This window comes from Variovorax sucrosi (assembly GCF_051216635.1).
Taxonomy (GTDB): Bacteria; Pseudomonadota; Gammaproteobacteria; order Burkholderiales; family Burkholderiaceae_C; genus Variovorax.
This window is the reverse complement of the sequence record NZ_JBPJZU010000003.1, coordinates 284,816-309,262: the sequence shown is the minus strand read 5'-3', so window position 1 is coordinate 309,262 and position 24,447 is coordinate 284,816. Positions and strand designations below refer to the sequence as shown.

Sequence of the window (24,447 nt, the reverse complement as noted above, 5' to 3'; positions counted from 1 at the left end):
GGTCAGGCCTTGCGCGCCGCAGAGCGGCGGATGGCCTCGTTGATTTCGGCAATGGATCGCTCGATGGCGTCCTCGTCCAGGTCGTCGTGCTCGGTCTCGGACGGCATGCCGGCCTGGATGGTGGAGGCGAACACGCCATCGCTGATGCTGTCGGTCGAGATGCCCCGCTCGATGCCGGGGGCATCGGGCGTTTCCCACTCGAGCGCGATGAGGGTCACGTTGTCGCTGTGCGGGCCGCCCTTGCGCAGCGCCATTTCGGCCAGGTCGGGTGCGGCGTCGGAGACCGGTTTGCCGGACGAGAGCGTGTGCACGATGAGCGCGTCGTCCAGCACGCCCCACACACCGTCGGAGCACAGCATGATGCGGTCGCCGCGTTGCAGCTGCAACGGCGCGGCGACATCGATCAGGGGCGGTGTGGGCGAGCCCAGGCAGGTCAGCAGCAGGTTGCGGTTGACGGGCTCCGGCCCGCCGCCGGGGCGCGGGCGCTCGGCGTGCGAATGGTCGCGGGTACGGGTCAACAACGCGCCGTCCCGCACGACGTACAAGCGCGAATCGCCGCAATGCACCCAATGCGCCGTCGGGCCCTGCAGCACGGCCGCGACGACGGTGGTGCGTGGCGTGTCGAGCATGGCCTTGGTGCCGGCGTAGCGCATGATCTGCTGATGCGCAGACATCACGGACGAGGTGAGAAAGGCCTTCACGTCCTTCAGCACCGGGCGGGCTTCGCGCTGGTACAGCGCGGCGATGGTCTGCAGCGCCATCTGCGCCGCCACCTCGCCTTCGGGGTGCCCGCCCATCCCGTCGGCCAGCACGAACAGGCCGGACTCGCGGGTGTAGCAGTAGCCCATGCGGTCTTCGTTCTTGAGGCGACCGCCCTTTCGGCTGACCTGGAAAACGGAGAACTTCATGCCGGTCGGGTCGTGGGCGCCGCCGCCTTGGGCAGCCCCTTCTTGTCGAAGGAACGGATGTTGTCGATCGACAGGCGCACCTTCTCCCCGACCGTGAGCTTGGTGTAGCGGCGCTCGCCTTCGCGGCTGAGCTCCTTCTGCAGCGCGAACACCGACTGCGGGCGCGACAGCGGGTCGAGCGACATGCACCACTCGACCACCTCGATCATGTTGTCCGAGTAGATGCCGCGCAGGCGCGAGAGCGACAGGCCCAGCCGGTCTTTCTCGATGCGCTGCGGCGCGTCGTTGGGCGGGTAGCCCTGCATGCAGGCGTAGATGCAGGCGCCGATGGCGTAGATGTCGGTCCACGGGCCCATCGACGAGTCGCGGCGGTACATCTCGGGCGCCGCGAAGCCGGGGGTGTACATCGGGCGGATGAAGTTGCCTTCCTTCGACAGCACCTCGCGGGCGGCGCCGAAGTCGATCATCACGGCGCGGTCGTCGTCGGTCACGAAGATGTTGGCCGGCTTGATGTCCAGGTGCAGCATCTTGTGCTGGTGGACGATGCGCAGGCCGCGCAGGATTTCGTCGAACAGCGAGCGGATGGTCGATTCGCGGAAGACCTTCTGCTTCTTCAGGTCGCGGGCAGTGACGATGAAGTCCTGCAGGGTGGCCCCCTCCAGGTAGTTCATCACCATGTAGACGGTTTCGTTCTCGCGAAAGAAGTTGAGCACGCTGACCACCGAGGCGTGCGAGATCTGGGCCAGGGAACGCCCTTCCTCGAAGAAGCTTTTGAGCCCCAATCGGTAGAGAGACAGCTTCTCGGGCGGCACCTGCGGCGCGAGTTCACCGGTGCCCCGCGTGGCCAGCGACGAAGGCAGGTATTCCTTGATCGCGACCTGCTGGCCGCTGTGGTCGACCGCCAGGTACACCACGCCGAAACCACCCGCCGACAGACGGCGCACGACGCGATAGCCTCCGATGACGGTGTCCGGCAGCAGGGGCGAAGGTTTGACCTTTGACATAATCCGGGAGTTTCGCCCGAAGGCAATGGGGCGGCAAGCGAACGCTGTGCCGTCGCCTCCGTGCGAGCAACAAATCCACAGTGAGGCGCAATGTCAGTTTACAGCATGACCGGCTATGCCAGCGGCCAGAACGGCCCTGCCGGCACCCCGCCAGAAACCGACCCGCGCCCTCTGGCGACGGGCCGGCTCGGGGTCGAAATTCGCTCGGTCAACAGCCGATTCCTCGACCTGACTTTCAAGCTACCGGAAGACCTTCGGCAATACGAGCCGGTGTTGCGTGAAATGCTCACCGGCCGGCTCAAGCGCGGCAAGGTCGAACTGCGTGCCGCGGTCGAAAGCACGGCGCAGGCCGGTGTCGCCGAGCCATCCACCCGCCTGTTGCAACGGCTCAACGGCGTGCAGGACGGCATCCGCGCCTGGCTGCCGAGCGCGCGCGAACTGAGCGTTGCCGACGTGCTGCGCATCGCGGCCGGCGATTCGACCTCGGCCGGCGACTGGGGCAGCGCCTTGGCCGACGTGACGAAGAAGGCGCTCGACAGCCTCGTCGAAGCACGCGAACGCGAAGGCGCCCGCCTGGCCGCGATGCTGAAAGACCATCTTGGTCAGTTGCGCAAGCTGGTCGCACAGGCCGTCCCGCTGGTGCCGCAACTGGTCGAGCAGCAGCGCACCCGCTTTCTCGAGCGCTGGCAGGATGCCATGGGGCTGACCGGCGGCACACTGCCCGAAGCGGCCCAGGACCGGGCCCTGAACGAGGCCACGGCCTTCGCCATCCGCATCGACGTGGCCGAGGAGCTCACCCGCCTCGGCTCGCACCTGGACGAAATCGAGCGCCTGCTGAAGAAGGGCGGCGAGATCGGCAAACGCCTGGACTTCCTGATCCAGGAACTGCATCGGGAAGCCAACACGCTCGGCTCGAAATCGGCCGCGCTCGACATGACGCGCATCGGCGTCGACATGAAGGTCCTGATCGAGCAGATGCGCGAGCAGGTCCAGAACATCGAATAAGTACTATGGACTACCCCGGCAATCTCTTTGTGGTCGCAGCGCCGAGCGGCGCGGGCAAGTCGAGCCTCGTGAAGGCGCTGATGGAGCTCGACTCGGCCGTCCAGCCCTCGGTCTCGCACACCACCCGTGCGCCGCGCGGCCAGGAAAAGCACGGCCGCGAATACTTCTTCGCGTCGGCCAGCGAGTTCGATGCCATGGTCGAAAGTGATGCCTTCATCGAGTGGGCCCATGTGCACGGCCAGCGATACGGCACCTCGAAGAAGGCCGTCGAAGAGCGCATGGCACAAGGCGTCGACGTCATCCTCGAAATCGACTTCCAGGGCGCCGTGCAGATCCGCAAGACCTTCTCGAACGCCGTGCTGATCTTCATCCTGCCGCCGAGCTGGGAAGAACTGCGCTCGCGCCTCGAGCGGCGCGGCGAGGACAGCGCCGAAGTCATCGAACTGCGCCTGCGCAACGCTGCCGACGAGATGGCGCGCGCCAACGAATTCGACTTCGTTATAATCAACGAGTTATTTGAGCGCGCGCTTTTCGACTTGAAAGCCATCGTCCACGCGCAGCGGCTGCGGTATTCCGCCCAGCGCCGTGCCCGTGCCGACACCTTTGCCGCTCTGAATATCCCCTGAATCGCCCACCGTCCGAAACGAAAGATCCTCATGGCCCGCATCACCGTCGAAGACTGCCTGCAGCAGATCCCCAACCGCTTCCAGCTCGTGCTCGCCGCGACCTATCGCGCACGCATGCTGAGCCAGGGCCATGCACCCAAGATCGAAAGCAAGAACAAGCCGGCCGTGACTGCACTGCGCGAGATCGCCGAGGGCAAGATCGGCATCGAAATGCTCAAGAAAGTCCCGGGCTGATTGACGTTGCGCTGCAACAAAGAAGCACCGCCGCGCGGTGCTTTTTTTATGCCTGAACGCGGTGTCGCGGGCCTCGCGCTAAAGTGGCATTCATGAGCGCGGTCGTCAAGCCCAAGTCCAATGCACCTCGAGGCGCGCCAAGGCCCAGCCCGGCGGCCTTGAACGCGGCAGCGGCGAGCTTTGCCGCGCTGACGGCGCGGCTCGACTACCTCAGCGCCGAGGACACCGAACTGGTCCGGCGCGCCTATCGCTTCGCCGATGAGGCCCACCTCGGCCAGCTGCGCAACAGCGGCGAGCCCTACATCACCCACCCGATCGCCGTCGCCGCCCAGTGCGCGGAGTGGAAGCTCGATGCGCAGGCCCTGATGGCCGCGCTGCTGCACGACGCGATCGAGGACTGCGGCGTCACCAAATCCGAATTGATCGAACGCTTCGGTGCGCCCGTGGCGGAACTGGTGGACGGCCTCACCAAGCTGGACAAGCTGCAATTCAACACCCGGGAAGAAAACCAGGCCGAATCCTTCCGCAAGATGCTGCTGGCGATGGCGCGCGACGTGCGGGTCATCCTCGTCAAGCTGGCCGACCGCACCCACAACATGCGCACGCTGGCCGATGCGCCACGCGAGAAGTGGGCACGCATCGCTGGCGAGACGCTGGAAATCTATGCACCGATCGCCTACCGGCTCGGGCTCAACCAGACCTACCGCGAACTGCAGGAGCTGTCTTTCCGGCACCTGCGGCCCTGGCGCTACGCCATCTTGTCGAAGGCGGTGTCGAAGGCGCGCGGCCGACGCCGCGACCTGATCCAGAAGGTGCAAAAGGAGGTGGAGAGCGCCTTCGGGGAAGCCGGCATGATCGTGCGCCTTGCCGGACGCGAGAAGACGCTCTACTCCATCTATCGCAAGATGGACGAGAAGCATCTGAGCTTTGCGCAGGTGACCGACATCTACGGCTTCCGCCTCATCGTGCCGAACGTGATCGCCTGCTACACCGGCCTGGGCATCCTGCACCAGATGTACAAGCCGTTGCCCGGCAAGTTCAAGGACCACATCGCGATCGCCAAGCTCAACGGCTACCAGTCGCTGCACACCACCCTGGTGGGCCCGGCCGGCGTGAACGTCGAATTTCAGCTGCGCACCGAGGCCATGAACGTGGTGGCGGAATCCGGCGTGGCGGCGCACTGGCTCTACAAGGCCGCCGACCAGAGCGCGGCGAACGGCGAACGGCTGGGCGCCAAGTGGCTGCAGTCGCTGCTCGACATCCAGGACGAGACCCGCGACGCCGCTGAATTCTGGGACCACGTCAAGGTCGACCTGTTCCCCGATGCGGTCTACGTGTTCACGCCGAAGAGCCAGATCATGGCACTGCCCCGCGGCGCCACGGTGGTCGACTTCGCCTACGCCATCCACAGCAACATCGGCGACCACACCTCCGCCGCACGCATCAATGGCGACCAGGTGCCGCTGCGCACCGAACTCAAGAACGGCGACGTCGTGGAAGTGATTACCGCGCCGGTCTCCACACCGAACCCGGCCTGGCTGGGCTTCGTGCGGACCGGACGCGCCCGGTCCAAGATCCGGCACTACCTCAAGACCCTGGCGCATGTCGAATCCGAAGGCCTGGGCGAAAAGCTGCTGGCGCAGGCACTGCGCGCCGAAGGGCTGGGCAAGCTGCCGGCCGACGACGCTGAATACCAGGCGGTGTGGGAAAAACTGCTGCGCTTCACCGGCAACCGCAGCCGCGCCGAACTGCTGACGGACATCGGCCTCGGCAAGCGCATTGCGAGCATCGTCGCGAAACGGCTGATGGCGCTGCTGGCCGAGCGCGGCGAGAAGCCCGACGCGCTGATGCTCAGCCGCGAGCGCTTCACCGCCCATGAAACCGTGTCGCAAGGCGCGGTCACGCTCGATGGCAGCGAGAACTCCTCGGTGCGTTTCGCCCTGTGCTGCCGGCCGATCCCGGGCGATCCGATCGTTGGCTACCTCGGCCACGGCGAAGGCCTGGTCGTTCATACCGAGGCCTGCGGCGTCGGCCAGCGTTTGCGCTACAAGGACAGCGAGCGCTTCTTCGCCGTCGAGTGGGCCGACGACCCGGTGCGCACCTTCGAAACCGGCATCGTCGTCACGGTCCGCAACGACAAGGGTGTGTTGGCCAAGGTGGCATCGACCCTGTCCGATGCCGAAGCGGACATCACGCATGTCGAGATGACCGAGGAAACGCCGCAGGACTCGACGGACCTGCGCTTCGTGATCGCGGTGCGCGACCGTGCACACCTGGACGCCGTGCTGCGCGCCGTCAAACGCAGTCCATCGGTCCTGTTGGCGACCCGTACCGTGCCGGCGGCCTGATCAGGCCGCGGCAGGCGCCGGGTACGCGACCGACAGGATTTCCAGTTCCTGCAGTCCACCGGGGGTGGCGAGCTTCACGACATCGCCTTCGCGTGCCTTGAGCAGCGCGCGTGCGATCGGCGAGATCCAGCTCACCTGTCCCTTGGCGCTTTCGGCCTCGTCGATGCCCAGAATCGTCACCGCGCGTTCGGCGCCTGCGGCATCGGCGTAGCGCACGGTGGCACCAAAGAAGATCTGGTCGCGGCCGTGGTGCACCGACGGGTCGGTGACCTCTGCCACCTCGAGCCGCTTGGTGAGGAAACGGATGCGCCGGTCGATTTCGCGCAAGCGCTTCTTGCCATAGAGGTAGTCGCCGTTCTCGGACCGATCGCCGTTCTTCGCGGCCCAATGGACCGCCTCGACCACCTTCGGCCGTTCCACGTCCATCAGCGCCAGCAACTCGTCCCGAAGCCGCGCATAGCCGCCTGGCGTCATGTAGTTCTTGGTGCCAGCAGGCAAAGGCGGCGTCGCACCGTCCGAGGCGTCGTCGTCTTCGGTATCTGTTTCTTTGGTGAAGGCCTTGCTCATACAGGATGCGTTGTCTGCCGGGGGCCGATCAGCGCGGAAATGAGCGCGGGGCCCGGAAAAATCATTCTAGAGCGGACGTCCTGCGGCTCCGGCAGAGAGCAGCTTGCGTGACATATCACGCAGAAAGCATCGGCCAAACCGTCGCGCAATTGTTAACTTTGGTATTCATCCTGATTAAAATTGGCGACATGAAAACCGGCGCCGATCAGGATCACGAATGGGACACCAACCTCGGCTGGTGGACCGAGAAGCCGGAAAAGCCGACGCGGCGCTTGCGACCCAGTCCACGGCCGGCTACGACGTCGCGCCCATCCTCCATCTGGCGCGATGCGCTGCTGACGATCGGCTTGATGTTTGCGCTGGTCCTGTCGCTGATCTCTTTGGCGCTACGCTGAACGCCATCTCAGGTCCAAGGTTCAGCGCACGGGCACGGTGATCCGAGCGACAAGTCAACGCCACAGCCCCAAAGAAAAAGGGTTAGGACGCGTGAACGTCCTAACCACCGCCCGCTTGAGGTCGTCGAGGAACCGCTGCGCCGCGAAGCGCATCCAGATCCCGAAGTGCTTTTTGTTCTTGGGGTTCGCTGCCCTCTTCGCGTAGTCCTTCGCTACGGCAACGAAATCACGCGGCTCGCTTGCCACGGCTCGCGAACTTGTTCCCGGCCGGCTCTCCTCCCACCGGCTTGACCTTGCCCTGCGCCACGGGCGTCAGGCCGAAATCGTTGATCAGGTTCCGGTACTGCGCGACCATCGACGCGACCGGCGCCTCCCCCGCGGCCCACAACTGGACCAGCTTCCCATGCAGGGCACACAGCATGCCCAGTGCACTTGTACCCGCCTCCGTCAGCAGTTTGTTCGCCACCAGAATAGGGGCAAACCGCTCCCACTCCTTGACCGCATGTGCGTTGGGCAGCCAGTCGGGCGCACCAGGCACTTCGCCCACCACGGGAAGGTCGACAGCAGGTTTCGTGTCGCGACTCGGCTGAACGGTGCCGGAGACAACCTTCAGCGCTCGCGGCTTCTTTGGGTTGGCCATGGGGCACCTCTTGGAAGAACCAAATTACTGAACTGCACGCGTGAAAAAGAGACTTGACGCCCGGTTTCCAGAAGGTCCGCCCCAAATTGGGCGCTCACCCCCCCTACCCGACCGGCCAACCGTCCTCGCCAATTGCGACGTGCAGCCTCTGCCTCATGTCGTCGGCCGTCTTGCGGTCATGGCATCCGACCTTGCCCTTCACGGTGACGCATAACACCTGGCAGTTGTCGTCCGCGTCCTCGCCACCCTTGAAGAGTGGCACCTTGTGATCTAGCTGGAAGCCTTCGGGATATGCCGTCAGGGAACTGCAAAGAGCGCAGCAGCCCTTGGCCTTTTTCCACAGGCGGAAGCGTCGTTCCTGCAGCTTGCGGCCACGCATGCGGCCATCGGTGTTGTCGAAGCCCTGCATTAGCCTCTGGGCCCTGAGTCCCCCGTCATGCGCAACGCGTCGCTCATCAACAGCAGCCGAGAGATGAGGCACAAGACGAATCGATCTGGCTCCGAGCTGTTGGTGTAGAGCCGGAATATCTTCGAGAGACGGTCGGCGTCATCGGAGCACTCGATCGCACGCACAGTGGCGTCCTCGCTGACAATGAGATGGAGGAGATCTTTCATGCCTACCTTAGTCTTGAACTGCCCGCATTGTCTGGCGAACAACATGGGCTTCACCTACCGGGGCCAGTATCAATACAGCCCGTCGCCTAACGAGCGGATGGTTCTTGCTTCGTGCAATGCATGTCACAAGCCCGTCGTAGCGCAGTTAAAGAACCCGAACCTGCAGGGTTGGGACGCCGCGAAGCTTGAGGGCGATCTACTACACCATCGCGATCTGCAGACACGTGCCGTCTGGCCAAAGCCAGTGACTGTTTCGGCTCCAGACGCCGTACCGGACAAGGTGGCACGGACTTTCATAGAAGCTGCGGAGGCGCGGCATCGCCGTTCTTGGAATGCCGCGTGCGGCATGTATAGACGCGCGATGGAGCTGTCCCTCAAGGAGTTTGCGCCTGACGTAGAGGCATGGAAGCTCGAGAAACGCATCGACAAACTGGCTGCGGAGCATCGCATTACCGCGGACATGCAGACATGGGCCCATGAACTCCGACTCGATGGCAACGAGGCCCTTCACGGCGATGCAGATGCCACGGAAGAAATGACAGAGCAGATGCACCATCTGGCTCAGTTCCTTTTGATATATCTGTACACCCTGCCCAATCAAATTCAAGCGGCGCGGGCAAGAAGAGATGGTTCTGAAGGGCTCAGCTCCTGACCTGCTATCGCTTGGCAGTCGCTATGCTGTGCACTCCTGACAGGAGGTGCCATGCCAACCAAGGAAGATGAGAAAACCTTCACCGACGAGCAGTTCGCCGACTACCTGAGCAAGACGTTCGTCTTCGCACTATTTCTGGCGTGCGGTGCAGTTCTTGCCTACGTCGCTCGGTTTGCGAAGCTCGGCTGGTCCGACAGTCAAGAGGTATGGGGACAGTTCGGCGACTTCGTCGGCGGGGTTATCAATCCGATCGTTGGCCTCGTGACCGCCTTCTTGGTCTTGATGTCAGTCTCCATCCAACGCAAGGAACTCAAGGCATCCGTCCAAGAGATGAAGGCAGCCAACGCCAGCACCTCCAGGATGAGCTTCGAGCAGTCACTTTTCGCCTGGTTGGCAAACTACCAACTGCTGCTAAACAACGTCAAGGATGGACGCGGGCGAACAGGCAGAGAAGCGCTCGTCCATTGGTATGAATCGCGCTTCTCCGGCGAGAGTGCCTGGCTGCATTCGCCTGAGGCGTTGATGGGCCTTGCCGACCTCCGCGTGGCAACCCCATCCGAGGGTTTCACGCAGCTGATGCTGGAGCCTGAAAAGCTATCCCACCGGACGCTATTGGAGCAGATCTTTCTAGAAGCGCAGTCTGAGTTCACGCAGATCTCAAGCACGAATCGCGTTGGGCTCGACCCGATTTTTAGGACGCTCTCGCGCCTCTTCCGATGGATTGATACATCACCCCTGACAACCACCGAGAAGTGGCACTACGTGAGCCTGGTAAGCGCGCAGCTGTCGTGGATCGAACAGGTGTACATGCTCTATTACGCCCTTGGATCAGCGCCTTCATGGTTTGGAGCGCTCGCTAACAAGTACTCATTGCTGCACGCTGTGGACACGGACGATGCGCTGATCGTCATGATCGCCAGCGAACTCACCGAGCGGCCTCCACTCTCTTTCACCGGCCGTTTGCCAGCTCCTAAACCGTGGCCGCTACAACGCGCAGCGTTCGAACCAGAGCTCGCGCGCGCAAACCTCGGCTTGGAGCAGGAGCCCAACTAACCGATCTCCCTTCGGTCACCAAATCGCCTGAGGGCCTGCGCGCCCCGGGAATCAGCCCCAGGGCGGCAAGGGCGACAACGCGACTTCAAGCACCCGACGAAGCCAGGTCACGTTGTCATTCCACACCCGCGCAAGGACACAGCCATCGGCACCTTGCGCAACACTTACCGGCAAGCCGGTTGGACATGGAGGTAAGAGATGTTCTATCCCGCATATATCCACAGGGACGCCGACAGCTCCTATGGGGTGAGCTTCCCGGACTTTCCGGGTTGCTTCTCTGCGGCCGACGAATTGGCCGATCTGCCTAAGGCAGCGCAAGAAGCGGTTGAGGTTCACTTCAACGGCGAGGAGCTGCCCATCCCGAAGCCCAGCGCACCGGAGAAGTGGACCAATGACGAACGCTATCAGGGCGGCTACTGGATGCTGGTCGACATCGATCTATCAAAGATCAGCAAAGGCGATCCGCGCCAACATCAGCCTGCCCAATCACCATAACGAGTGCTGACGGGCTGAGCGGGTGGGATGACGTGGGTTGGTGCTCGACCTATAAGGAACAGCTGCCCGTGGCTCGACTAAAGCGGACGCGGAAGGAGAGCGCGACTGGCGCCCTTCATCAACGCATGAGTCGCATTTCGTACCTCATGCCGTATCGGTGCGCTGCGCTTTGGACCGCGGCATAGACCACGAAAAACGGAAAAAGAACAAAGAAGGCGAATCCCAAGCTGTTTGCGATCAGCGGCAGCGCGAGCCACACAGAAGCGATAAAGCCTCCCGACTTCAAGGCCCATCGGTGACCTTGCGGAAATAGCACACCGCAGAAGAAACCTATCGCTGCGCCGAACACCCAGTACGGGATCGCTGCAAACCAACCCGTGAGCACCGCGGCAGGGTATAGGAATTGCCCCAGAAAATATGTACCGATGAGACTGGCTAAGAAGGGCACGGCGACCCGGAGAAGTGTGCGCAGCATGCGCCATTGTGTCGCGGGTCGATGTGCTGTCGCGGCTGCGCTCTGGGTGCGCTACTTCCGAGCGTTGTGCATCGGGGGTTTGGGCGCCGACGGAGCCTCAACGACCGTCTCCGGAAAAAACTTGAAGTACGCGAGGACGCCCGCAGCGCTGACGCCTATACAAGAAGGAAGACCAGCATCCACCGGGTGGCGCGGTTGGAAATACGCTGTTTGGCTCTTTCGTTCATTCCACAAGCCTAGTGTTCGCAGATCGCGCTGATGTCAGACGAAGGCGCACTCTTGAAACGAAAAAGCCGCCGGACGGTGGTCGCAAGGCGGCTTGGATTTAGCGTCGGCTCTCCCTTGAGGGCAGCCGGTCGGGACGTGAACCCCGGGGCGTTCTATTAGGCCTTGACAGCCTCGATGGTTGACGTTGACGCTCGGCGTCGCGTGCTGATGGTAGCAGGCCCTATCTAAGAGTTCAAGCGAAGGTGCTGTCAATCAGGCGGAGCTGGCAGCGGAGGCAAGGGGAAATTCGGGGCAGCTCGGCTAACCGACTTAGATTGCTGGAAGAGAAGGTCCAGATCTTGTCTGGCTGTATTCAGCTCGTTTGCACTTCTCTTCGAGTCCGAGGCTTTCAGCCCAGCACTCTGCTCGATGCGCGCCCTTACCTCTCGAAGCTTGAGATCTGTCATCTCCGCAACTTGTTCGAAGTATCGGACGCAGATCCGCCCAAACCCGTCCGACCGATCAGATCCCGCAGCAAGGCGCGAAAGGCAGAGCTGCGGCGTGTCATCGGCATTGATGATGTCTTGAACGATGAGTCTGACCGCCTCTACAACTTTCTCTTGTGGTGCGGTGGAGGCAGTGGGCATTCCAACAGCGCTGATGACCGAAGTTGCGCTACCCGACGCAAGCAATCCGCGAGCGCTCTCGATCGCCTTGAGGGTGGCGCCCTTCACTGAAGTGAGACGCGCAACTTCGTCATCGATCGCCTTGCTAGCTGCCGCATCAGTGGTGGCCGCCTTCTTCGCAGCGAGTTCTGCAAGGGAGGCGTCGATTCCGGCAACTTGGCTGGACATTTCGGTCAACGATCGCGATGTCTCAGCGCTGCCGATCGTACTAATAGTGACGCTCGGCGCACGAACTGCGCCAGTGAGCTGTTCAATCGCCATCAGTGCGACAGTGTGCTTTTGCGCTCGGCGTGCACGAAGATCGTGTTGCTCCTTCGAGCTTGCCCCATTCATGTAGTCGATGCAGTTGTACGAGATCTGATCGCGAAGGAGTTGGATTGAACTCGTGCGAACGCCGATGGAAGCAGCGCTTTCCTGGAATGAGGCCGCAAGTTGAGCCCCGACTTTTTCGGAGGTCGCAGCAATCTCCGCGGCGTAAGCGGCTAGCGCATCTGGACTTGGTTCGGGGCAAATAACCCGCTGCATTGCAACGCCGGACGAACTCGCCTCAACACGGTTGCCAACCAGAATCGCCCGCTGTTTTGCATCGACCAACGCACCTTTACCGGTCGAGGTGTCTAGCATGCGATGGATGCTGTTGAAGTTTGCGCAGCCAGACAGAAACGCCGCGGCGACGCAGCTCACCCACACTACCCATCTCTTCATGCTCCACCTCGACTTGTTGTGTTCGTTGAATGTAGAGAGGGATGACCCGCCGTTAATCATCAGAAGTGACCATGGATCGTCGCCGCCGTAGAGATTGCGGCGTGGATCTAGCCTTTCAGGTGCCGCTCGAGGCTCCGCCGAAACTGATCGATCTGCTGCCGCGCTTTTCCTATGCAGTCGTCGATCGCGCGCTCGATCACCCGGCCGTCCGCGCCATAGGGCAGCACGCGTTCGCCAGTGCCTCCGCAAGACCTGCACGCACGATCCGACAACCGCTTTTGCCCCGGCATCAGTTCCCGTCTCGTGCCATTGCATGTCGGGCAGATGTGATCCAGCCACCAGGCAAGCAGCGCCATCACCTTGGGCACTGGATCCTTGACGCGCCCGTTCAGCACGTCGACCAAGCCGTCGCGCACGCGATGCAGGCTCTTGAGCCGGGAGTAAGCATTGAGGCATTCGGCTTCATGCCAACGTCGTGCGATTGCCCTGGCATTCCCCTCCCGCAGCTTCGGCTCCATCTTGGGCCAGCCGTCCAGATAGGCGTGGGCCAGCACCAGCCTCGGACGCTCGAGCGGCATGGCCTTGGCAATTGCGGCGATGTCGTGGTCCAGGATGCGCCGCGGCTTTGCACAGCCGTCCCATTCGCCATGCAGCGCGATCAGATGCCGACCAACCACGCGCGGGGTCTTGCCGGCGGCGATCAGCGTGTAACCATCGCCGCGACGGTCAGGCCTGACCGAGAGATCAGACGTGTTTGCTGCTCGAGCCAGGCGCTCGTCGACCGAGGTGTGCTCGGCGCTCATCGGCGAGCTTTCAGCGCGTCACCCACGCGCGCGACGAGCACGCGGCGACTCCCGTCGATGGACCGCCGGCCGGTGGGCTCGTCCAGGCGTGCCAGCAGCACCTTGATGGCCGCCTCCGACACGATGCCGCTGTCCTGCAGCATGGCCGCAAAGCTCGCGATGATCTCCGCCGTGGCAGCACGGTGCGTGTTGATCACATCCGCGAAGTGATCCGAGGCCTTCAAGTACTGTTCGAACTCTCGCATGCTCATAGTTTCTCCCGGTATTAGCGGCCGTTAATTGCTACGAGCTTGCGGTCGAGCCTGCCCAGAAACTGCTCGGACGCACGCACAAGCACCGTCTCCCTGACGCTGTCGGCCATGGCGTCGATCACGTCTTCGTCCCCCACGATCAAGGGCACGTAATCCATGCGGCGGTTCTCCAGGAATGCGTCGATGTCGGAGCGCAGCGTGTTGTCGAGGGTCTCGATGTGCAGCGCGTTCTGGCTCTTGTTCCAGAGCAGCACCCAGACCTTCGAAGGCCGGAAGGTGGGCAGAGCGCCGATGAGCGGCCGGTCAGCCTTGAGATCTGTCTGCATGTGGGGCCTCCTGAGTGGTGAAGTCGACGTAGTGAAAGGGGTAGCGCTTGGGCTGCGACCGGTACTGCATCGAGCCGCGGTCGAACCAGAGGCGCCAGGTGTATTCCTGGTGCTCGCCGTAGCGACATTTCTTCAGCACCAGCTTGGCGTCGATGTCTTCCTGCTGGGCCTGCCAGGCGGCCACTGCGTCCGGGTCGCTGGTGTTGACTGGTGCCTCGTCCTTCTGGGCACGTCAGATGGAGAACACGTTGTCGGCGCCGTTGACGATGCCGCCGGCACCGGCCACGTCCATCTTCCCGGGCACCTCGGACTCGTCCTTGCCCTTGCGCGGGTGAGCCACGAGGTGGACGTGTGCGTCGTGCGTCTTCTTGAACGCGACGATCTTCTGAACCGCCTCGTTCTGCTTGCTGATAGCTCCCGGGCCGTCCGCGGGCACGTCGATCATCATCAAGCTGTCGATGACGAAGTGCCGGACGCCATAGCGGCGAGCGGCGTAAGCGAACACCTCCAGCAGCCGATCCAGCTTTGCCGTGCCCACCAGGTCGAAGATCCAGCAGCGATCCCGCAGCCACTCGCCAACCGCACGGATGTATTCCCGAGTCGGCCTGTCGAGACCGGTGGCCTGCTTGTGCATGCGCTTGAGGTGCCTGGCCGGGGGCATCTCCCCGGAGAAGATCGCGACGCGCTCGCCGTGCTTCATGAGGCCCAGCAGGATCTGGTCGAGCATCAAGCTCTTGCCGTGCCCGTTGATGCCCGTCCAGCTCCAGCAGGTGTACTCACCGCGTCGGAAGTAGAACCAGTCCACCTGCTTGTCGAGCTGCAGCGCAGGGTCCACCGGTGAACCCGGAAGCGGATAGAAGAGCTCTTCCACAGCAGCGGTGTAGTCGTCGGCGCTCCGCAGTTCCTCGGGATCGAGCGGGCGGGCATCGTCCATGGCCTGCTGGAAGTCGACAGCCTCCGCCCCATCCTGCAGCCATTGGTTCGAATCCTTGGCAGGGATTCGAACCCTGCGGCAACGTTCGATGCCCAGACGCTTGATGACTTCGCGGGCGCCCTTCTCGCCCGGCTCGTCGTTGTCGAAGCACACGAGGATGTCGCTGAAGCGCTCGAGGCGCTCCCAGTCGGTCTCGATCCACTGGTGGTTTCCGGCGCCCTGGTTGACCGAAAGCGCAGGGATGCGCATCTGGTGCAGCGTCATGGCGTCGATCTCGCCCTCCGTGAGGGTCACCCTCCGCGCCTTCGGGTCGATCAGGTGCCAGCCGAACAGGCACGGTGCGGCCCCGGCCTCCTGCCGCATGTCCTTCTTTTCGTCGGCATTGCGGTACTTCACGTTGACGAGTTCGCCGGCCTCGTCGAGGTACGGGAACACCGCATACACCTTCTCGCCGCGCACCTGCTCGGCAATGCGGAACGCTTCCAGCGTCGCCGGGGTAAGGCCGCGGCCCTGCAACCACTCGGCCACCCTGCCCTTCGGCTTGTGACACCGTGGCTTCTCCGACCGCGTGTAGACGCGCTCCGGGGGCCTCGGCGAGTCGTCGCGCACGCCAAGGTACGCCTTGATGTCCTTCAGCGCTTCGCTCATCGACTGCCCGCGGCAGGCCATCCAGAGGTCGATCAGATCGCCGCCCTCCCCGCTCGCAAAATCCTTCCAGACGCCAGCCTTCGCACCGGTCAGGCGAACCGACAGGCTGTCACCGGGCTCGCCGCTGGTGTTGCCCGCCTTCAGCTCCGCACCCTTGCGCTTGCCGTGCGGCAGCAGGTGCTCCGCCACGTCCTGCGCCCGACCCGCGAGCTGCATGCTGAGTTCGGCGGCGTTCAAGCGGTGACCTCCGACGGGATGCGCTTGCCATCACGGAACTCTCGGTAGTTGCCGATGTGGCAGCGAGCGTTCTGCGCCTCGGCGATGTGCGTGAAGCCGGCCTCGACGAGCCAGGTCTTGTCGCCAGTGTTCACCGCCGAGCCGCGCAGCTTGGTGCTGCCGTCCTTCGGCAGGTACAGGCCCTGCCAACTGTTTTCGATCACCGCCTCGATGACCAGCCGCACGTCGTGGCCGTCGGCTCGAAACTTCGCCAACTTCCCGATCTGCAGTCGAGCGGCTTCCTCGGTGATCGACTTGTTGCTTTCGCGGCGGTACTTGACCCACATCGCCCATGTCTCGGCCGTCAACCACTCCGGTAGTTCCACGGTCATCGGATCGAAGGTTGAATTCTTTGCGCGCGCTGTCTTTGTCTTATCTGATGTCTTATTGGTGGTTATTGATGTCTCGGGTCCCGCTGCGGGACGGGGTGGTGTCAGAGCGGGACGGGTAGGTGTACCGCTGCGGGACGGGGGGGTATCCCGATCCGGGACGGGTGACGCACCGGGACCGGTGCCAGAGCGGGACGGGTGGGCATCGCTGAATCCATCCGAACCAGTGCCGCATCGGGACGGGTCAGATTCATCACCCGGTGCCGCATCGGGACAGGTAGGTGTCCCGATGCGGGACGGGTTGGCCGTCACTGCGACGATGTTCCCGATGATGATCGTGCACCGGCTGGTACGCCCCTCGGCCCGGCTCATGACGATCAACTGCTGCGCCTCCAAGGCGTTGACAGCGCGAATGACCGTCGATCGGCCCAGGCAGGTCCACTCCGACACCCATGCGACGGAAGGCCAGGCGACACCAGCATCGTCCGAACGATCGGCCAAAGCCATCAGTACGGCCTTCTGCGCCGGCGACAGCTGAAGAGGCCGGCAGAGGTTGGTCACGATGTTGCTCACGCGGCCTCGGCTTCAGAACGGCAGGCCGTCGTCGGTCACGGGCACCCAGCGCACCTCGAATCCACCGAGGGGCTCTGGAATCGCTTGCTCGATGGCGGCGCCCAAGTGCGCCATGTCCTCCGCAGAAAAGGAGATGACTTTGCCGTCGTCCCAGAGGTTGCACATCAAGAACCCCAGCCGGCAGCGAGCGTTCTCGATGAAGCCGGCGGCATCGAACGTGGCGCGCGGGCCACCTTGCGCGGGCGCAAGCGTCACCACGGGATGGGTCCTCGGTGGAGGCGGTGGGTTCTTCACCCACAAGCCATCCACGCACGACGCAGTGCGGATCGTGGACGGGACCCTGCCACCGAACTGGAGAAGCACCATGTACCTCGTACCGGCAGCATCTGGGATGAATCCCAGATCAACGCTGATGCCGTCGACCATAGGGCCAATATCAAAAACGTTCAGTTCCATGCTCGTCCTTCGTGCTGCATGCACCACACCGCGCTCGACCAGGAGCGGTGCACGCGGAGGTAATAGAGGAGGTGCGCGACGTAGATCACGCGGTTCACCGGGCGCGCCATCAGTCGGCGTCCTCGAAGATCAGCTTCGCGGCCGAGGTCTGGCTCATCGCCCGCTCCCACAGGATCTGGAAGGCGGCGAAGGTCTTCTGGTCGACGCACTGGAATTCGGTCGGAACGACCTTGAGGCCCAGGTGCGCGAGGAACGTGCACAGCTGCTCGAGCTGATCGGTCTTGAAGCGCGACACCGTGCTCTCGCTGATTCCCATCGCAGTCGCCAGCGCTACCTGCCTTCCAGGCTCTTGCAGCGCGCGCAAGATCGTGACGTGCGCCTTGCGTGCCCTTTCAGCAGGGGTTGGCGAGACTGCAGACATATGACTCACCGCCCTCCCCTGACAGCCGCCAACGATCCCGCCCTGCTGCACTCAAGCACCAGGACGACCCTCACCACAAACAGGGATGGCACCACCTGGCGCAATCGAGTGATGTTCCGGGTCACGAAGCTGGAAATTCGGGTGCTCGACGACGAGGTGGTCATGCGGTTCACGGCCAACGAGCTGGATGTGACGCCGCGCGCCACACCGGCTCGGCGCGAGCGCTCTACACCGTCGAACACGATCGCAATCACTTCTTCTTCGCCTTCGCGGACGCCGGGCAATCGTGGCGCCGCAGCACGCCCCAAGGCACGTCCGGGCGAATGACTTCGCATCGCACACCCGTCTCGCGCTCGATCGCCGGGCAGTGCTCGGCCGGCACTCTGCCTCGCCAGATCCAATTACTCGGCGTGCTGTTGGCAACGCCGATGCGGCGCGCCAGTTGCCCGATCCCACCTGCAGCCAACACTGCTTGCCAGAAGCCTTGCATGAGAACCCCACATCCAAACACGATAGAAGCCCAAATGCTAACACGAACGCACTTAAAAGCTGTGGGAGAATTTCGTTCGTGAAGACCATCGCAGAACGAGTGAAGGCCGTCCGCCAGGAACTGGGCTGGAGCCAGGTTCAACTGGCGGAAGAGGTGGGCGTGTCTCAGAGTTCCATCGGGAACATCGAATCAGGCTTCAGACAGCGCCCGCGGGAACTCGTCTCAATCGCTAGAGCGCTTAGGGTCTCCCCAGAGTGGCTGGAAACGGGTAAGGGCCCGAGAACAGAGCGTGCGTCTCTCACGCTGGTGGGAGCCGACGCCGAGCCAACGGTGAGAGCGCTGGTCGAGTACCTGTCCAGCATCGCGACGAAGCAACGCCCGACGCTGCGGAAGAACCTTGGCAACCTGTTGGTGGAACTCGTCGAGCATCCAGACGACCAGAGCGTCGTCGAGCAGACGATCGCGGACATCGAGCGGTTCTTCAAGGAGTAGGGGCAAGCACAATATCTCAAATTGAGATATGATTCAGCTCATGCGCCTCATCTCAAACAAGGCCCTGACCGAGTTCGCGGCCAAGCACATCGAGGCGGATGCGCCCTTGCAAGCGTGGCGCAAGATCATCGAGACAGGTGCTTTCTCGAACTATGCAGAGTTGAAGAACAGCTTCAACGCGACCGATAAAGTGGGTGACTACTACGTGTTCGATATCGGCGGGAACAAGTACCGCGTGATCTCGGCCATCCACTTCAATCGCCAGATGGTGTTCATCCGCCACGTCTTCACTCACCAGGAGTACGACAAATGGAAGCCGTAATCGACCGCCAAGCCGCTGACGAACTGGCAGGCCACTTCGCCGCCATCTCGAAGCATGTTCCCCTGCATCCCGTCAGGTCAGAGGGCGAATACGACGCGGCTGTCGCCTCCTTGAATGCTCTCTTGGACGCTGGTGCCGCGGACGAAGCGCACCCGCTGGCCGACCTCGTTGCGACGCTGGGGGAACTGATCGGCGACTACGACGAGGTGCACTACCCCGGCAAGGATGTGGCTCCGAGCGAGATGCTTCGCTTCCTCATGGGCCAGCATGGACTGAAGCAAACCGATCTAGCGGACGAACTCGGATCGCAGGGGATCGTCTCGGAGGTGCTAAACGGTAAGCGCGAGCTGAACCTGCGGCAGATGCGCGCGCTTGCGGGGCGGTTTTCTGTTCCTGTCGCTTCCTTCGTAGGAGCTTGAGCGCTCGCTGACGGCATAACCAATTGGCCACCAGCCGAAAGCTGGCCGTCGAAGCGCAGGCGCTAAAGACCGGCGCGCTCTACCGGAGATCGCGGAAGTTTAATTACACTGGTTTCGCCGGTATCTGTGATATTCGTGCTGATCCGACCTGAGAAATTGGTCGATCACCAACGATTGTGAGTTGAACGATCACGGTTGTGATTTACTCGGCGAATCGTCAACCATCGATGGCAACTATGAGCACCTCAGGCGCCGCCGACTTGCAGCGATGGAGACCACCGCCCGTCCATCGAGTGCTCAGCACCGGGCTATTACTCGAAGGCTCACATCTGAACAAGGTGTGGCGTGGCATGGTGCAGAGGTTTGGAACTACGGAAGCTGCGGTTCCGCATATCCTCAAATGGACTGATAAAAAGGAGGTTCTTGCCGCGGAGTTGGCATGCTCACTCGCGGGAAAAGCCCTCAAGCTTCAAGTTCCCGCCGGAGTTCTCGCGTTGGCAGAAAAAGGCGACCTCCCAGGCCTTCCGAATCGGGTTCGTGGAGCAAGCACCGACCTGGTAATGTGCTTCGCAAGTGAACTCCAATGGCCAGATGACGCCTTTGCGCGTCCAGTACATAGTGACGCAGCAGAGGAACGCATCTGGCAGCAACTTTGTGATACCCCGCAAGGCCCGAGCGGCGCAGTCTGGGATGAACTAGTCGCGAACGAAGACAGGCACTGCGAGAACGTTGTGTTCGATGGACATCGATGGTGGCTGATCGACCACGAGCACACGCTTCCGAGCGTGGCGAAGGTCATGAAGCGGTTTGCCGAGCACGTCATTCGACAAAGCCTGATCGACCACGTAGCCAAGGAAAATGTCTTGGCCGCTGAGGTGGTGCGGCGCCGTTCCAAGGACCATCAGATGAACACGCTGCCCCCTGCTTGGGCGTCGCTGCGGGTACGTCTGCAATGGCTTGCTGATCAGGCGCAGAACTGGCATACGGGTATGGACCAAGTCGACACCGTGCTAATGATGACCCACGTTTACCTGAGGAGCATAGACTTGCGCCTTCCCGCACTCGCCATGCACTTACAAAAGCGTTTGGAGCAACCGGAAAAAGTGTCATTGTGGACCTCCTACAGCAAGCCTCGCCAACCCGTCCCCAGCAAAGCTACGCCGCGCCGCCCTGCGTAGCCCGCTACAGCCCGATTTTCTGGGAGCCGATCCCAGGGACGGCAGAACGCATCGTGGCGCTCGTTGCCCTTGAAGGTCATCCGAGCAGCGAGATCAAGCTGTCTCCTGGGACGCACAGCATTTTGCCGATTGAGCGCCTTCGCGCCATGCTGGGGCGGCAGCGCGGCAATTCTGCACACGGGATCCTGCGAGAGGTTGCGGAGTTTCTAACCCATCGACAACAAGCCGGCGTACCCATGGAGCAATTGCAAGCTCAGTTTCATGGCTTCACGCTCGGCCCGGCCTCAGTGGCGAGAGGCTACGATCTCGATCAGTTGGTGAATGCTGCCGTCCGCAGCGTTAGCGCTTTTGGGCAAGCAACTGACTTGGTCAACGACGAAGAGGCGAGAGAGGCACCTCGCCATACCGTGAGGACGGCAGAGTTCCTGAAGACGCTCAAACGGGAAGTCGCCGGCGATGATGCCGACATCAAGTCCAGGTTTGAGATGACTTTGAAACCCAGTCAAGAACTGCCCGAACTTACGGTCGACTATGCATTTCGTCGTTGGATGGTGCAGATCACTAGCCTTCCGGCAACGCCCAGGCAGGCCGTTCATGCTCTTCGTGAATCTCAAAGCAAGCTGTACGAAATTGATGTGATTCGTAAGAACATGGAGGGCAATATGATCATGCCCGTCCTGCTGATTAACGAAGACGTGCTCTACAACCTGCCGACGACGAGCGCTGAAGACGAAGCGCGGACGATGCTGGACCGCCTCACCCTCCTCGCGAAATCAAGTGGTCTTGAAATTCTTCAGTCTGCCTCAGCTTTCGAAGCCGCAGATCTCGTGGCGGCGCTGAAATAGACGATCGCACTACCGTCCCATAGCCGCCACTAAGGCGGCTTTTTTGCCGCCGTCGAGCTGCCACCGTTGCTCGTCGTCGCTCGCCCCTGTTGGTGGCACTATCACGGGTGTGATCAATAACACGCACCCTCCTGCCGCGCTCACACCAACGACGGCCGATGAACACGGTCATAAGCAGGTCGACGTATGCGTCGGATGCTTGGTGGACGAGCAGATCGAGCTCTTCTGGCACTTGGGTTCACCGGTGGCCCAGGGCATCCTCTTTCTGGAGGAGGAGGATCTCCATAGGCTCATCAAAACCCTCCCCCTTGCACCAGAGGAAACCGAAGCCCAGATCGATGCCCTTCAAGGCATAGAGCACGCGGATGAATTCCCAGAAAGTAAGCCCGATGCGCTAAGACAGGATCTATGGGACCTGGTAAGCAACGACCACAGCCATTGCTATTCCCATTCTGAACGACTGGGTCAGCTCGAGATCCTCGCTGGAATCCTATCGATAGATCTGGCGGCACAGTACCTGCAACGAGGCAGCGTCTCGGCCTGTTTTACCTCGTGCAGTCGTGCGCATATGCATCTCGGCATGGCGTTTGTACAAGCGGGTGCGTCCTATTCACAGGACTCAGTGCGTTCCGTCGCGCAACGCGGTGGCCTAGCAAAGGTTGCGCAGGATCCCAAGCAGCGGACGAAGGACAAGGCCAAACAGTACTGGTTGCGCTGGCAAGAAGATCCGGGGCTGTACGTCGGCCCAGAGGCATACGCCAAGGACATGATGAACAAGTTCGGCCCAGAGAGCGATCTGCCGGAAGAACAAGTGATTCAGAACATCGAGAGCCCGCGGCGATGGAGCCGGCAGTGGAAGGCGCAGAAGAATACGACTGAACCGGCAGAGTAGCTACCCTGCGGCCAGGATGCGCATCCACCCGGCGCAGTGCTATAGATTAGATAGCGACAGTCTAGTCCAATCCATCCCATACCGCAGCACACCGGATGCAGGGCGGGTCAGTTGGGGCGTGCGATGGGATGCTGGGGCTTGGTGAAGCGTTTCACCATGACGGGCGGTGCCGCGGCCGGGAGACTGGCGGGCATGAGCTGCCTCCAACGTTGCCCCGGGCACAGTGACTTCTCAGTCACTCAAAAGGCACTTGTTAGTCCGTCGCAATATTTCGGGTCGACGAGCAGACTACCGCCTATGCACACATGCGGCGGACAAACTGCTGATCGGCTGAAGTTACTCAGTACTTACTGTCTATCAGGGCTTGGGCTTGCGTGCGTTCGCGCTGCGCGTCGGGCCCCTATTTGCAGGCTTCTTCGCAAGCATGGGATCGGCTTGGGCGACCCCCTTGTCGTAGATCGACCCCTGGTCGGCCCCAATATTCCCTACCAAGATCTTTCGCACGGGAGGCTTCAAGCCGCGATTGGGAATCGGCGATCCGCCCGATTCGGACTCGTAAGCTGCCGACTGACGGAGAGACCGTCTGGCTTCGGCGAGCCGATCTCCTGCAGCCAGAAAACGCCGGCTCAGGTCATCAATGCTCACTTGCTTGTCTTGGGCCTCAGCGGCGGCGATCGCAGCCTCTGCCTCTTCACGAACATCACGAAGCTCCTCTTCTCCGAACACTCTCGCGCAGGCTTCAGGAGCGTCAAGCAGGAGTTGCAGCAGCGATGCTGCGGAGGATGCATGCGAAAACACGGCACCACTAAGCAGCAATTCGTTCATGGCGGCCTGTCGCTCGGCGCTGGCCAAGCTGACGGCGACCGCGACAGCATCGCGGTCCTTCGATTCAAAGGATCGTTCAAGGCGAGCGGATATTTCAGCGTTGAGGCTCCGCTTTGCACTGGCCGCTTCTCGCTCAAGACGCTCACGAAGCTCCGGGGCTATACGCAGCGGGTACGGCGGCTGCTGTTTTGGTTCCATCCCCGAATCATCGACTCTTTTTGATCCTTTTTCAAAGATTCTTGTTGACTCTTTCATGCGACTCTTTCAGAATCTAATCCACCATGACTACCCCGAATCGCCATCAGCAAGCCCCCACGCCAGTCCGAATGCCCGACGACTTGAAGAGCGCGCTTAAGAGGGAGGCCGCGGCAAACCACCGGTCGCTTTCGAGCGAGATCGTGCATCGCCTTGAACAAACCCGCTCACAGCAACCCGCCACCTCGAAAGGAACCTTATGAACAACATCATCCCCTTCGACTTCGAGGGATCCTCGATCCGTTTGCTGGACTTGGAGGGTTCGCCTTGGTTTGTGGCGATGGAGATAGCCGCGATCCTCGACTACTCCGACGCCGAGGCGATGACCCGCAAGCTGGACGATGACGAGAAGCAAAACCTACAGATCGTCGGTTTTGGTCCCCGTGGCGTCACGGTCATCAACGAGTCTGGCCTGTATTCGGCCATCCTCAGCAGCCGCAAGCCCGAAGCGGCCAAATTCAAGAAGTGGGTGACGGCAGAAGTGCTGTCGGCGATCCGCAAGACCGGCAGCTACACCGCGCCCAAGGCTGCGCCCTCGCCCGTGCGCCTGGCCTACGACGCTGCGAAGGCGTTCCCGCCGCTGTTCCGAGTTGCCCGACTGCTGGGCTGCGACAAGAACGCGGCGGCGATCAGCGCCAACCAGATGGTGACCAAGCTCACCGACGTGGACCTCATGGCAGGGCTGGGCCAAATCCACCTCGAAGCCGAGAAGCAGGACACGCAGTTTTTCACGCCCACCGAACTGGGCAAACGCATCGGCGCCAGCGCGCGCGGCGTAAACCTGCTGCTCGCCGAAGCTGGGATGCAGATGAAGAGAGGCGACGTGTGGGAAGTGACCGAGGCCGGCCGCGAGTTCGCTCGGATCCTCGACACCGGCAAGCGCCATGGCAGCGGCGTGCCCATCCAACAGATCAAGTGGTCGCCGAGCGTTCTGCCGCTGCTCGGCACAGAGAAGGAGGCCGCTTGAAAGCGTTTGGTAAAGCGCTTTCATATACGAACCGGACCGACATCAGCAGTATCAAGCCTCAGAAAAGGCGAAGCCGGAATGCGCTTGGACCCGCAGACCGGCTTCTGTGACCCGAAACCCTTACAAGGAA

Annotated in this window: 34 protein-coding genes and 1 pseudogene; 17 read left to right on the top strand and 18 right to left on the bottom strand. The window is 62.0% G+C overall.

Annotated features, from left to right (window positions below; all coding sequences use genetic code 11):
- Positions 1-2: 2 nt before the first annotated feature.
- Together ACSFBE_RS07585 and ACSFBE_RS07580 are read right to left on the bottom strand one after the other, a co-directional pair.
- Entirely contained in the window at positions 3-908 is a 906-nt protein-coding gene (locus ACSFBE_RS07585; RefSeq protein ID WP_435489770.1) for a PP2C family protein-serine/threonine phosphatase, read from the bottom strand.
- Positions 905-1,912: a serine/threonine protein kinase gene (locus ACSFBE_RS07580; RefSeq protein ID WP_286644335.1), complete on the bottom strand. Its 1,008-nt coding sequence runs from the start codon at positions 1,910-1,912 to the stop codon at positions 905-907. The genes ACSFBE_RS07585 and ACSFBE_RS07580 overlap by 4 nt, the downstream gene beginning before the upstream one ends.
- 90 nt (positions 1,913-2,002) lie before the next feature.
- On the opposite strand from ACSFBE_RS07580, the gene ACSFBE_RS07575 reads away from it, so the two are divergent.
- The 4 genes from ACSFBE_RS07575 (at position 2,003) to ACSFBE_RS07560 (ending at position 6,125) form a co-directional block, all read left to right on the top strand.
- Positions 2,003-2,917, top strand: a complete 915-nt coding sequence (locus tag ACSFBE_RS07575) for a YicC/YloC family endoribonuclease (protein ID WP_435489769.1) — start codon at positions 2,003-2,005, stop codon at positions 2,915-2,917.
- Between the two features lie 5 nt (positions 2,918-2,922).
- A complete protein-coding gene (gmk, locus tag ACSFBE_RS07570; RefSeq protein WP_435489768.1) occupies positions 2,923-3,543 on the top strand; it encodes a guanylate kinase in 621 nt (206 codons plus the stop codon).
- 30 nt (positions 3,544-3,573) lie between these two features.
- Complete coding sequence (rpoZ, locus tag ACSFBE_RS07565; RefSeq protein ID WP_435489767.1) at positions 3,574-3,777, top strand: DNA-directed RNA polymerase subunit omega; 204 nt, start codon at positions 3,574-3,576, stop codon at positions 3,775-3,777.
- A 92-nt stretch (positions 3,778-3,869) separates the two neighbouring features.
- Positions 3,870-6,125: a RelA/SpoT family protein gene (locus tag ACSFBE_RS07560; protein WP_435489766.1), complete on the top strand. Its 2,256-nt coding sequence runs from the start codon at positions 3,870-3,872 to the stop codon at positions 6,123-6,125.
- Here ACSFBE_RS07560 and greB read toward each other — a convergent pair whose 3' ends face one another.
- A complete protein-coding gene (gene greB, locus ACSFBE_RS07555; protein WP_435489765.1) occupies positions 6,126-6,692 on the bottom strand; it encodes a transcription elongation factor GreB in 567 nt (188 codons plus the stop codon). It lies immediately after the preceding gene.
- 107 nt (positions 6,693-6,799) lie between these two features.
- Between greB and ACSFBE_RS07550 the strand changes: the two genes are divergently transcribed.
- The gene (locus tag ACSFBE_RS07550; protein WP_435489764.1) at positions 6,800-7,087 is read left to right on the top strand and encodes a hypothetical protein; all 288 of its coding nucleotides are present in this window, start codon (positions 6,800-6,802) and stop codon (positions 7,085-7,087) included.
- A 226-nt stretch (positions 7,088-7,313) separates the two neighbouring features.
- Here ACSFBE_RS07550 and ACSFBE_RS07545 read toward each other — a convergent pair whose 3' ends face one another.
- Together ACSFBE_RS07545 and ACSFBE_RS07540 are read right to left on the bottom strand one after the other, a co-directional pair.
- A complete protein-coding gene (locus tag ACSFBE_RS07545) occupies positions 7,314-7,727 on the bottom strand; it encodes a hypothetical protein (protein ID WP_435489763.1) in 414 nt (137 codons plus the stop codon).
- 103 nt (positions 7,728-7,830) lie between these two features.
- On the bottom strand, positions 7,831-8,136 hold the full coding sequence (locus ACSFBE_RS07540) for an HNH endonuclease (protein ID WP_435489762.1): 306 nt from the start codon (positions 8,134-8,136) through the stop codon (positions 7,831-7,833).
- A gap of 204 nt (positions 8,137-8,340) precedes the next feature.
- Here ACSFBE_RS07540 and ACSFBE_RS07535 point away from each other — a divergent pair, with 204 nt between their 5' ends.
- From ACSFBE_RS07535 to ACSFBE_RS07520, 4 genes are read left to right on the top strand one after another with little or no spacing between them, the layout of a single operon-like run.
- Positions 8,341-8,994 carry a DUF4145 domain-containing protein gene (locus tag ACSFBE_RS07535; protein ID WP_435489761.1) on the top strand — a complete coding sequence of 218 codons (654 nt, stop codon included), beginning with the start codon at positions 8,341-8,343 and terminating at the stop codon, positions 8,992-8,994.
- A gap of 51 nt (positions 8,995-9,045) precedes the next feature.
- A complete protein-coding gene (locus ACSFBE_RS07530; protein ID WP_435489760.1) occupies positions 9,046-10,047 on the top strand; it encodes a putative phage abortive infection protein in 1,002 nt (333 codons plus the stop codon).
- A gap of 3 nt (positions 10,048-10,050) precedes the next feature.
- Positions 10,051-10,242, top strand: a complete 192-nt coding sequence (locus ACSFBE_RS07525; protein ID WP_435489999.1) for a type II toxin-antitoxin system HicA family toxin — start codon at positions 10,051-10,053, stop codon at positions 10,240-10,242.
- Positions 10,243-10,245: 3 nt separating this feature from the next.
- The gene (locus ACSFBE_RS07520; RefSeq protein ID WP_435489759.1) at positions 10,246-10,542 is read left to right on the top strand and encodes a type II toxin-antitoxin system HicB family antitoxin; all 297 of its coding nucleotides are present in this window, start codon (positions 10,246-10,248) and stop codon (positions 10,540-10,542) included.
- A 118-nt stretch (positions 10,543-10,660) separates the two neighbouring features.
- Here ACSFBE_RS07520 and ACSFBE_RS07515 read toward each other — a convergent pair whose 3' ends face one another.
- From ACSFBE_RS07515 to ACSFBE_RS07460, 12 genes and pseudogenes are all read right to left on the bottom strand, one after another.
- Entirely contained in the window at positions 10,661-11,017 is a 357-nt protein-coding gene (locus ACSFBE_RS07515; RefSeq protein WP_435489758.1) for a hypothetical protein, read from the bottom strand.
- Positions 11,018-11,493: 476 nt separating this feature from the next.
- Entirely contained in the window at positions 11,494-12,615 is a 1,122-nt protein-coding gene (locus ACSFBE_RS07510; RefSeq protein WP_435489757.1) for a hypothetical protein, read from the bottom strand.
- A gap of 107 nt (positions 12,616-12,722) precedes the next feature.
- The gene (locus tag ACSFBE_RS07505; RefSeq protein ID WP_435489756.1) at positions 12,723-13,418 is read right to left on the bottom strand and encodes a hypothetical protein; all 696 of its coding nucleotides are present in this window, start codon (positions 13,416-13,418) and stop codon (positions 12,723-12,725) included.
- Positions 13,415-13,663: a hypothetical protein gene (locus tag ACSFBE_RS07500; RefSeq protein WP_435489755.1), complete on the bottom strand. Its 249-nt coding sequence runs from the start codon at positions 13,661-13,663 to the stop codon at positions 13,415-13,417. The genes ACSFBE_RS07505 and ACSFBE_RS07500 overlap by 4 nt, the downstream gene beginning before the upstream one ends.
- Positions 13,664-13,683: 20 nt before the next feature.
- A complete protein-coding gene (locus tag ACSFBE_RS07495) occupies positions 13,684-13,995 on the bottom strand; it encodes a hypothetical protein (RefSeq protein WP_435489754.1) in 312 nt (103 codons plus the stop codon).
- A complete protein-coding gene (locus ACSFBE_RS07490; protein ID WP_435489753.1) occupies positions 13,973-14,179 on the bottom strand; it encodes a hypothetical protein in 207 nt (68 codons plus the stop codon). Before ACSFBE_RS07490 ends, ACSFBE_RS07495 begins: the two co-directional genes overlap by 23 nt.
- Positions 14,180-14,227: 48 nt before the next feature.
- Positions 14,228-15,814, bottom strand: coding sequence for a toprim domain-containing protein (locus ACSFBE_RS07485; protein ID WP_435489752.1), 1,587 nt, complete (start codon positions 15,812-15,814; stop codon positions 14,228-14,230).
- Positions 15,811-16,185, bottom strand: a complete 375-nt coding sequence (locus ACSFBE_RS07480; protein WP_435490011.1) for a hypothetical protein — start codon at positions 16,183-16,185, stop codon at positions 15,811-15,813. The genes ACSFBE_RS07485 and ACSFBE_RS07480 overlap by 4 nt, the downstream gene beginning before the upstream one ends.
- 432 nt (positions 16,186-16,617) lie before the next feature.
- Positions 16,618-16,689 (bottom strand): annotated as a pseudogene (locus tag ACSFBE_RS07475) (hypothetical protein); the annotation flags it as partial.
- A 78-nt stretch (positions 16,690-16,767) separates the two neighbouring features.
- Positions 16,768-17,211 carry a hypothetical protein gene (locus ACSFBE_RS07470; protein WP_435489751.1) on the bottom strand — a complete coding sequence of 148 codons (444 nt, stop codon included), beginning with the start codon at positions 17,209-17,211 and terminating at the stop codon, positions 16,768-16,770.
- Positions 17,212-17,320: 109 nt separating this feature from the next.
- On the bottom strand, positions 17,321-17,632 hold the full coding sequence (locus ACSFBE_RS07465) for a CII family transcriptional regulator (RefSeq protein WP_435489750.1): 312 nt from the start codon (positions 17,630-17,632) through the stop codon (positions 17,321-17,323).
- A gap of 250 nt (positions 17,633-17,882) precedes the next feature.
- The gene (locus ACSFBE_RS07460) at positions 17,883-18,122 is read right to left on the bottom strand and encodes a YdaS family helix-turn-helix protein (RefSeq protein ID WP_435489749.1); all 240 of its coding nucleotides are present in this window, start codon (positions 18,120-18,122) and stop codon (positions 17,883-17,885) included.
- Positions 18,123-18,200: 78 nt separating this feature from the next.
- On the opposite strand from ACSFBE_RS07460, the gene ACSFBE_RS07455 reads away from it, so the two are divergent.
- From ACSFBE_RS07455 to ACSFBE_RS07430, 6 genes are all read left to right on the top strand, one after another.
- The gene (locus ACSFBE_RS07455) at positions 18,201-18,614 is read left to right on the top strand and encodes a helix-turn-helix domain-containing protein (RefSeq protein WP_435489748.1); all 414 of its coding nucleotides are present in this window, start codon (positions 18,201-18,203) and stop codon (positions 18,612-18,614) included.
- 40 nt (positions 18,615-18,654) lie between these two features.
- A complete protein-coding gene (locus tag ACSFBE_RS07450) occupies positions 18,655-18,936 on the top strand; it encodes a type II toxin-antitoxin system HigB family toxin (protein ID WP_435489747.1) in 282 nt (93 codons plus the stop codon).
- Positions 18,924-19,355 (top strand): helix-turn-helix domain-containing protein, encoded by a 432-nt coding sequence (locus ACSFBE_RS07445; protein ID WP_435489746.1) that lies wholly within the window; start codon positions 18,924-18,926, stop codon positions 19,353-19,355. Before ACSFBE_RS07450 ends, ACSFBE_RS07445 begins: the two co-directional genes overlap by 13 nt.
- Positions 19,356-19,591: 236 nt before the next feature.
- Positions 19,592-20,533 carry a hypothetical protein gene (locus tag ACSFBE_RS07440; RefSeq protein WP_435489745.1) on the top strand — a complete coding sequence of 314 codons (942 nt, stop codon included), beginning with the start codon at positions 19,592-19,594 and terminating at the stop codon, positions 20,531-20,533.
- A gap of 53 nt (positions 20,534-20,586) precedes the next feature.
- Positions 20,587-21,378 (top strand): hypothetical protein, encoded by a 792-nt coding sequence (locus ACSFBE_RS07435; protein WP_435489744.1) that lies wholly within the window; start codon positions 20,587-20,589, stop codon positions 21,376-21,378.
- A gap of 202 nt (positions 21,379-21,580) precedes the next feature.
- Positions 21,581-22,270, top strand: coding sequence for a hypothetical protein (locus ACSFBE_RS07430; protein ID WP_435489743.1), 690 nt, complete (start codon positions 21,581-21,583; stop codon positions 22,268-22,270).
- A gap of 357 nt (positions 22,271-22,627) precedes the next feature.
- On the opposite strand, the gene ACSFBE_RS07425 is transcribed toward ACSFBE_RS07430, so the two are convergent.
- Positions 22,628-23,350 (bottom strand): Arc family DNA-binding protein, encoded by a 723-nt coding sequence (locus ACSFBE_RS07425; RefSeq protein ID WP_435489742.1) that lies wholly within the window; start codon positions 23,348-23,350, stop codon positions 22,628-22,630.
- 26 nt (positions 23,351-23,376) lie between these two features.
- Between ACSFBE_RS07425 and ACSFBE_RS07420 the strand changes: the two genes are divergently transcribed.
- Complete coding sequence (locus tag ACSFBE_RS07420; RefSeq protein ID WP_435489741.1) at positions 23,377-23,553, top strand: Arc family DNA-binding protein; 177 nt, start codon at positions 23,377-23,379, stop codon at positions 23,551-23,553.
- Complete coding sequence (locus ACSFBE_RS07415) at positions 23,550-24,317, top strand: BRO-N domain-containing protein (RefSeq protein ID WP_435489740.1); 768 nt, start codon at positions 23,550-23,552, stop codon at positions 24,315-24,317. Before ACSFBE_RS07420 ends, ACSFBE_RS07415 begins: the two co-directional genes overlap by 4 nt.
- The last annotated feature ends 130 nt before the right edge of the window (positions 24,318-24,447 follow it).

Excerpts from the sequence above, each read along its gene's own strand:
- rpoZ (WP_435489767.1), top strand. The coding sequence starts at position 3,574 with ATGGCCCGCATCACCGTCGAAGACTGCCTGCAGCAGATCCCCAACCGC.
- ACSFBE_RS07495 (WP_435489754.1), bottom strand. The coding sequence starts at position 13,995 with ATGCAGACAGATCTCAAGGCTGACCGGCCGCTCATCGGCGCTCTGCCC.
- ACSFBE_RS07585 (WP_435489770.1), bottom strand. The coding sequence starts at position 908 with ATGAAGTTCTCCGTTTTCCAGGTCAGCCGAAAGGGCGGTCGCCTCAAG.
- ACSFBE_RS07505 (WP_435489756.1), bottom strand. The coding sequence starts at position 13,418 with ATGAGCGCCGAGCACACCTCGGTCGACGAGCGCCTGGCTCGAGCAGCA.
- ACSFBE_RS07580 (WP_286644335.1), bottom strand. The coding sequence starts at position 1,912 with ATGTCAAAGGTCAAACCTTCGCCCCTGCTGCCGGACACCGTCATCGGA.
- ACSFBE_RS07515 (WP_435489758.1), bottom strand. The coding sequence starts at position 11,017 with ATGCTGCGCACACTTCTCCGGGTCGCCGTGCCCTTCTTAGCCAGTCTC.
- ACSFBE_RS07540 (WP_435489762.1), bottom strand. The coding sequence starts at position 8,136 with ATGCAGGGCTTCGACAACACCGATGGCCGCATGCGTGGCCGCAAGCTG.
- ACSFBE_RS07575 (WP_435489769.1), top strand. The coding sequence starts at position 2,003 with ATGTCAGTTTACAGCATGACCGGCTATGCCAGCGGCCAGAACGGCCCT.
- ACSFBE_RS07465 (WP_435489750.1), bottom strand. The coding sequence starts at position 17,632 with ATGTCTGCAGTCTCGCCAACCCCTGCTGAAAGGGCACGCAAGGCGCAC.
- ACSFBE_RS07535 (WP_435489761.1), top strand. The coding sequence starts at position 8,341 with ATGCCTACCTTAGTCTTGAACTGCCCGCATTGTCTGGCGAACAACATG.
- ACSFBE_RS07450 (WP_435489747.1), top strand. The coding sequence starts at position 18,655 with ATGCGCCTCATCTCAAACAAGGCCCTGACCGAGTTCGCGGCCAAGCAC.
- ACSFBE_RS07510 (WP_435489757.1), bottom strand. The coding sequence starts at position 12,615 with ATGAAGAGATGGGTAGTGTGGGTGAGCTGCGTCGCCGCGGCGTTTCTG.
- ACSFBE_RS07560 (WP_435489766.1), top strand. The coding sequence starts at position 3,870 with ATGAGCGCGGTCGTCAAGCCCAAGTCCAATGCACCTCGAGGCGCGCCA.
- greB (WP_435489765.1), bottom strand. The coding sequence starts at position 6,692 with ATGAGCAAGGCCTTCACCAAAGAAACAGATACCGAAGACGACGACGCC.
- ACSFBE_RS07420 (WP_435489741.1), top strand. The coding sequence starts at position 23,377 with ATGACTACCCCGAATCGCCATCAGCAAGCCCCCACGCCAGTCCGAATG.
- ACSFBE_RS07440 (WP_435489745.1), top strand. The coding sequence starts at position 19,592 with ATGAGCACCTCAGGCGCCGCCGACTTGCAGCGATGGAGACCACCGCCC.
- ACSFBE_RS07545 (WP_435489763.1), bottom strand. The coding sequence starts at position 7,727 with ATGGCCAACCCAAAGAAGCCGCGAGCGCTGAAGGTTGTCTCCGGCACC.
- ACSFBE_RS07530 (WP_435489760.1), top strand. The coding sequence starts at position 9,046 with ATGCCAACCAAGGAAGATGAGAAAACCTTCACCGACGAGCAGTTCGCC.
- ACSFBE_RS07415 (WP_435489740.1), top strand. The coding sequence starts at position 23,550 with ATGAACAACATCATCCCCTTCGACTTCGAGGGATCCTCGATCCGTTTG.
- ACSFBE_RS07470 (WP_435489751.1), bottom strand. The coding sequence starts at position 17,211 with ATGGAACTGAACGTTTTTGATATTGGCCCTATGGTCGACGGCATCAGC.
- ACSFBE_RS07500 (WP_435489755.1), bottom strand. The coding sequence starts at position 13,663 with ATGCGAGAGTTCGAACAGTACTTGAAGGCCTCGGATCACTTCGCGGAT.
- ACSFBE_RS07425 (WP_435489742.1), bottom strand. The coding sequence starts at position 23,350 with ATGAAAGAGTCAACAAGAATCTTTGAAAAAGGATCAAAAAGAGTCGAT.
- ACSFBE_RS07520 (WP_435489759.1), top strand. The coding sequence starts at position 10,246 with ATGTTCTATCCCGCATATATCCACAGGGACGCCGACAGCTCCTATGGG.
- ACSFBE_RS07445 (WP_435489746.1), top strand. The coding sequence starts at position 18,924 with ATGGAAGCCGTAATCGACCGCCAAGCCGCTGACGAACTGGCAGGCCAC.
- ACSFBE_RS07480 (WP_435490011.1), bottom strand. The coding sequence starts at position 16,185 with ATGACCGTGGAACTACCGGAGTGGTTGACGGCCGAGACATGGGCGATG.
- ACSFBE_RS07460 (WP_435489749.1), bottom strand. The coding sequence starts at position 18,122 with ATGCAAGGCTTCTGGCAAGCAGTGTTGGCTGCAGGTGGGATCGGGCAA.
- gmk (WP_435489768.1), top strand. The coding sequence starts at position 2,923 with ATGGACTACCCCGGCAATCTCTTTGTGGTCGCAGCGCCGAGCGGCGCG.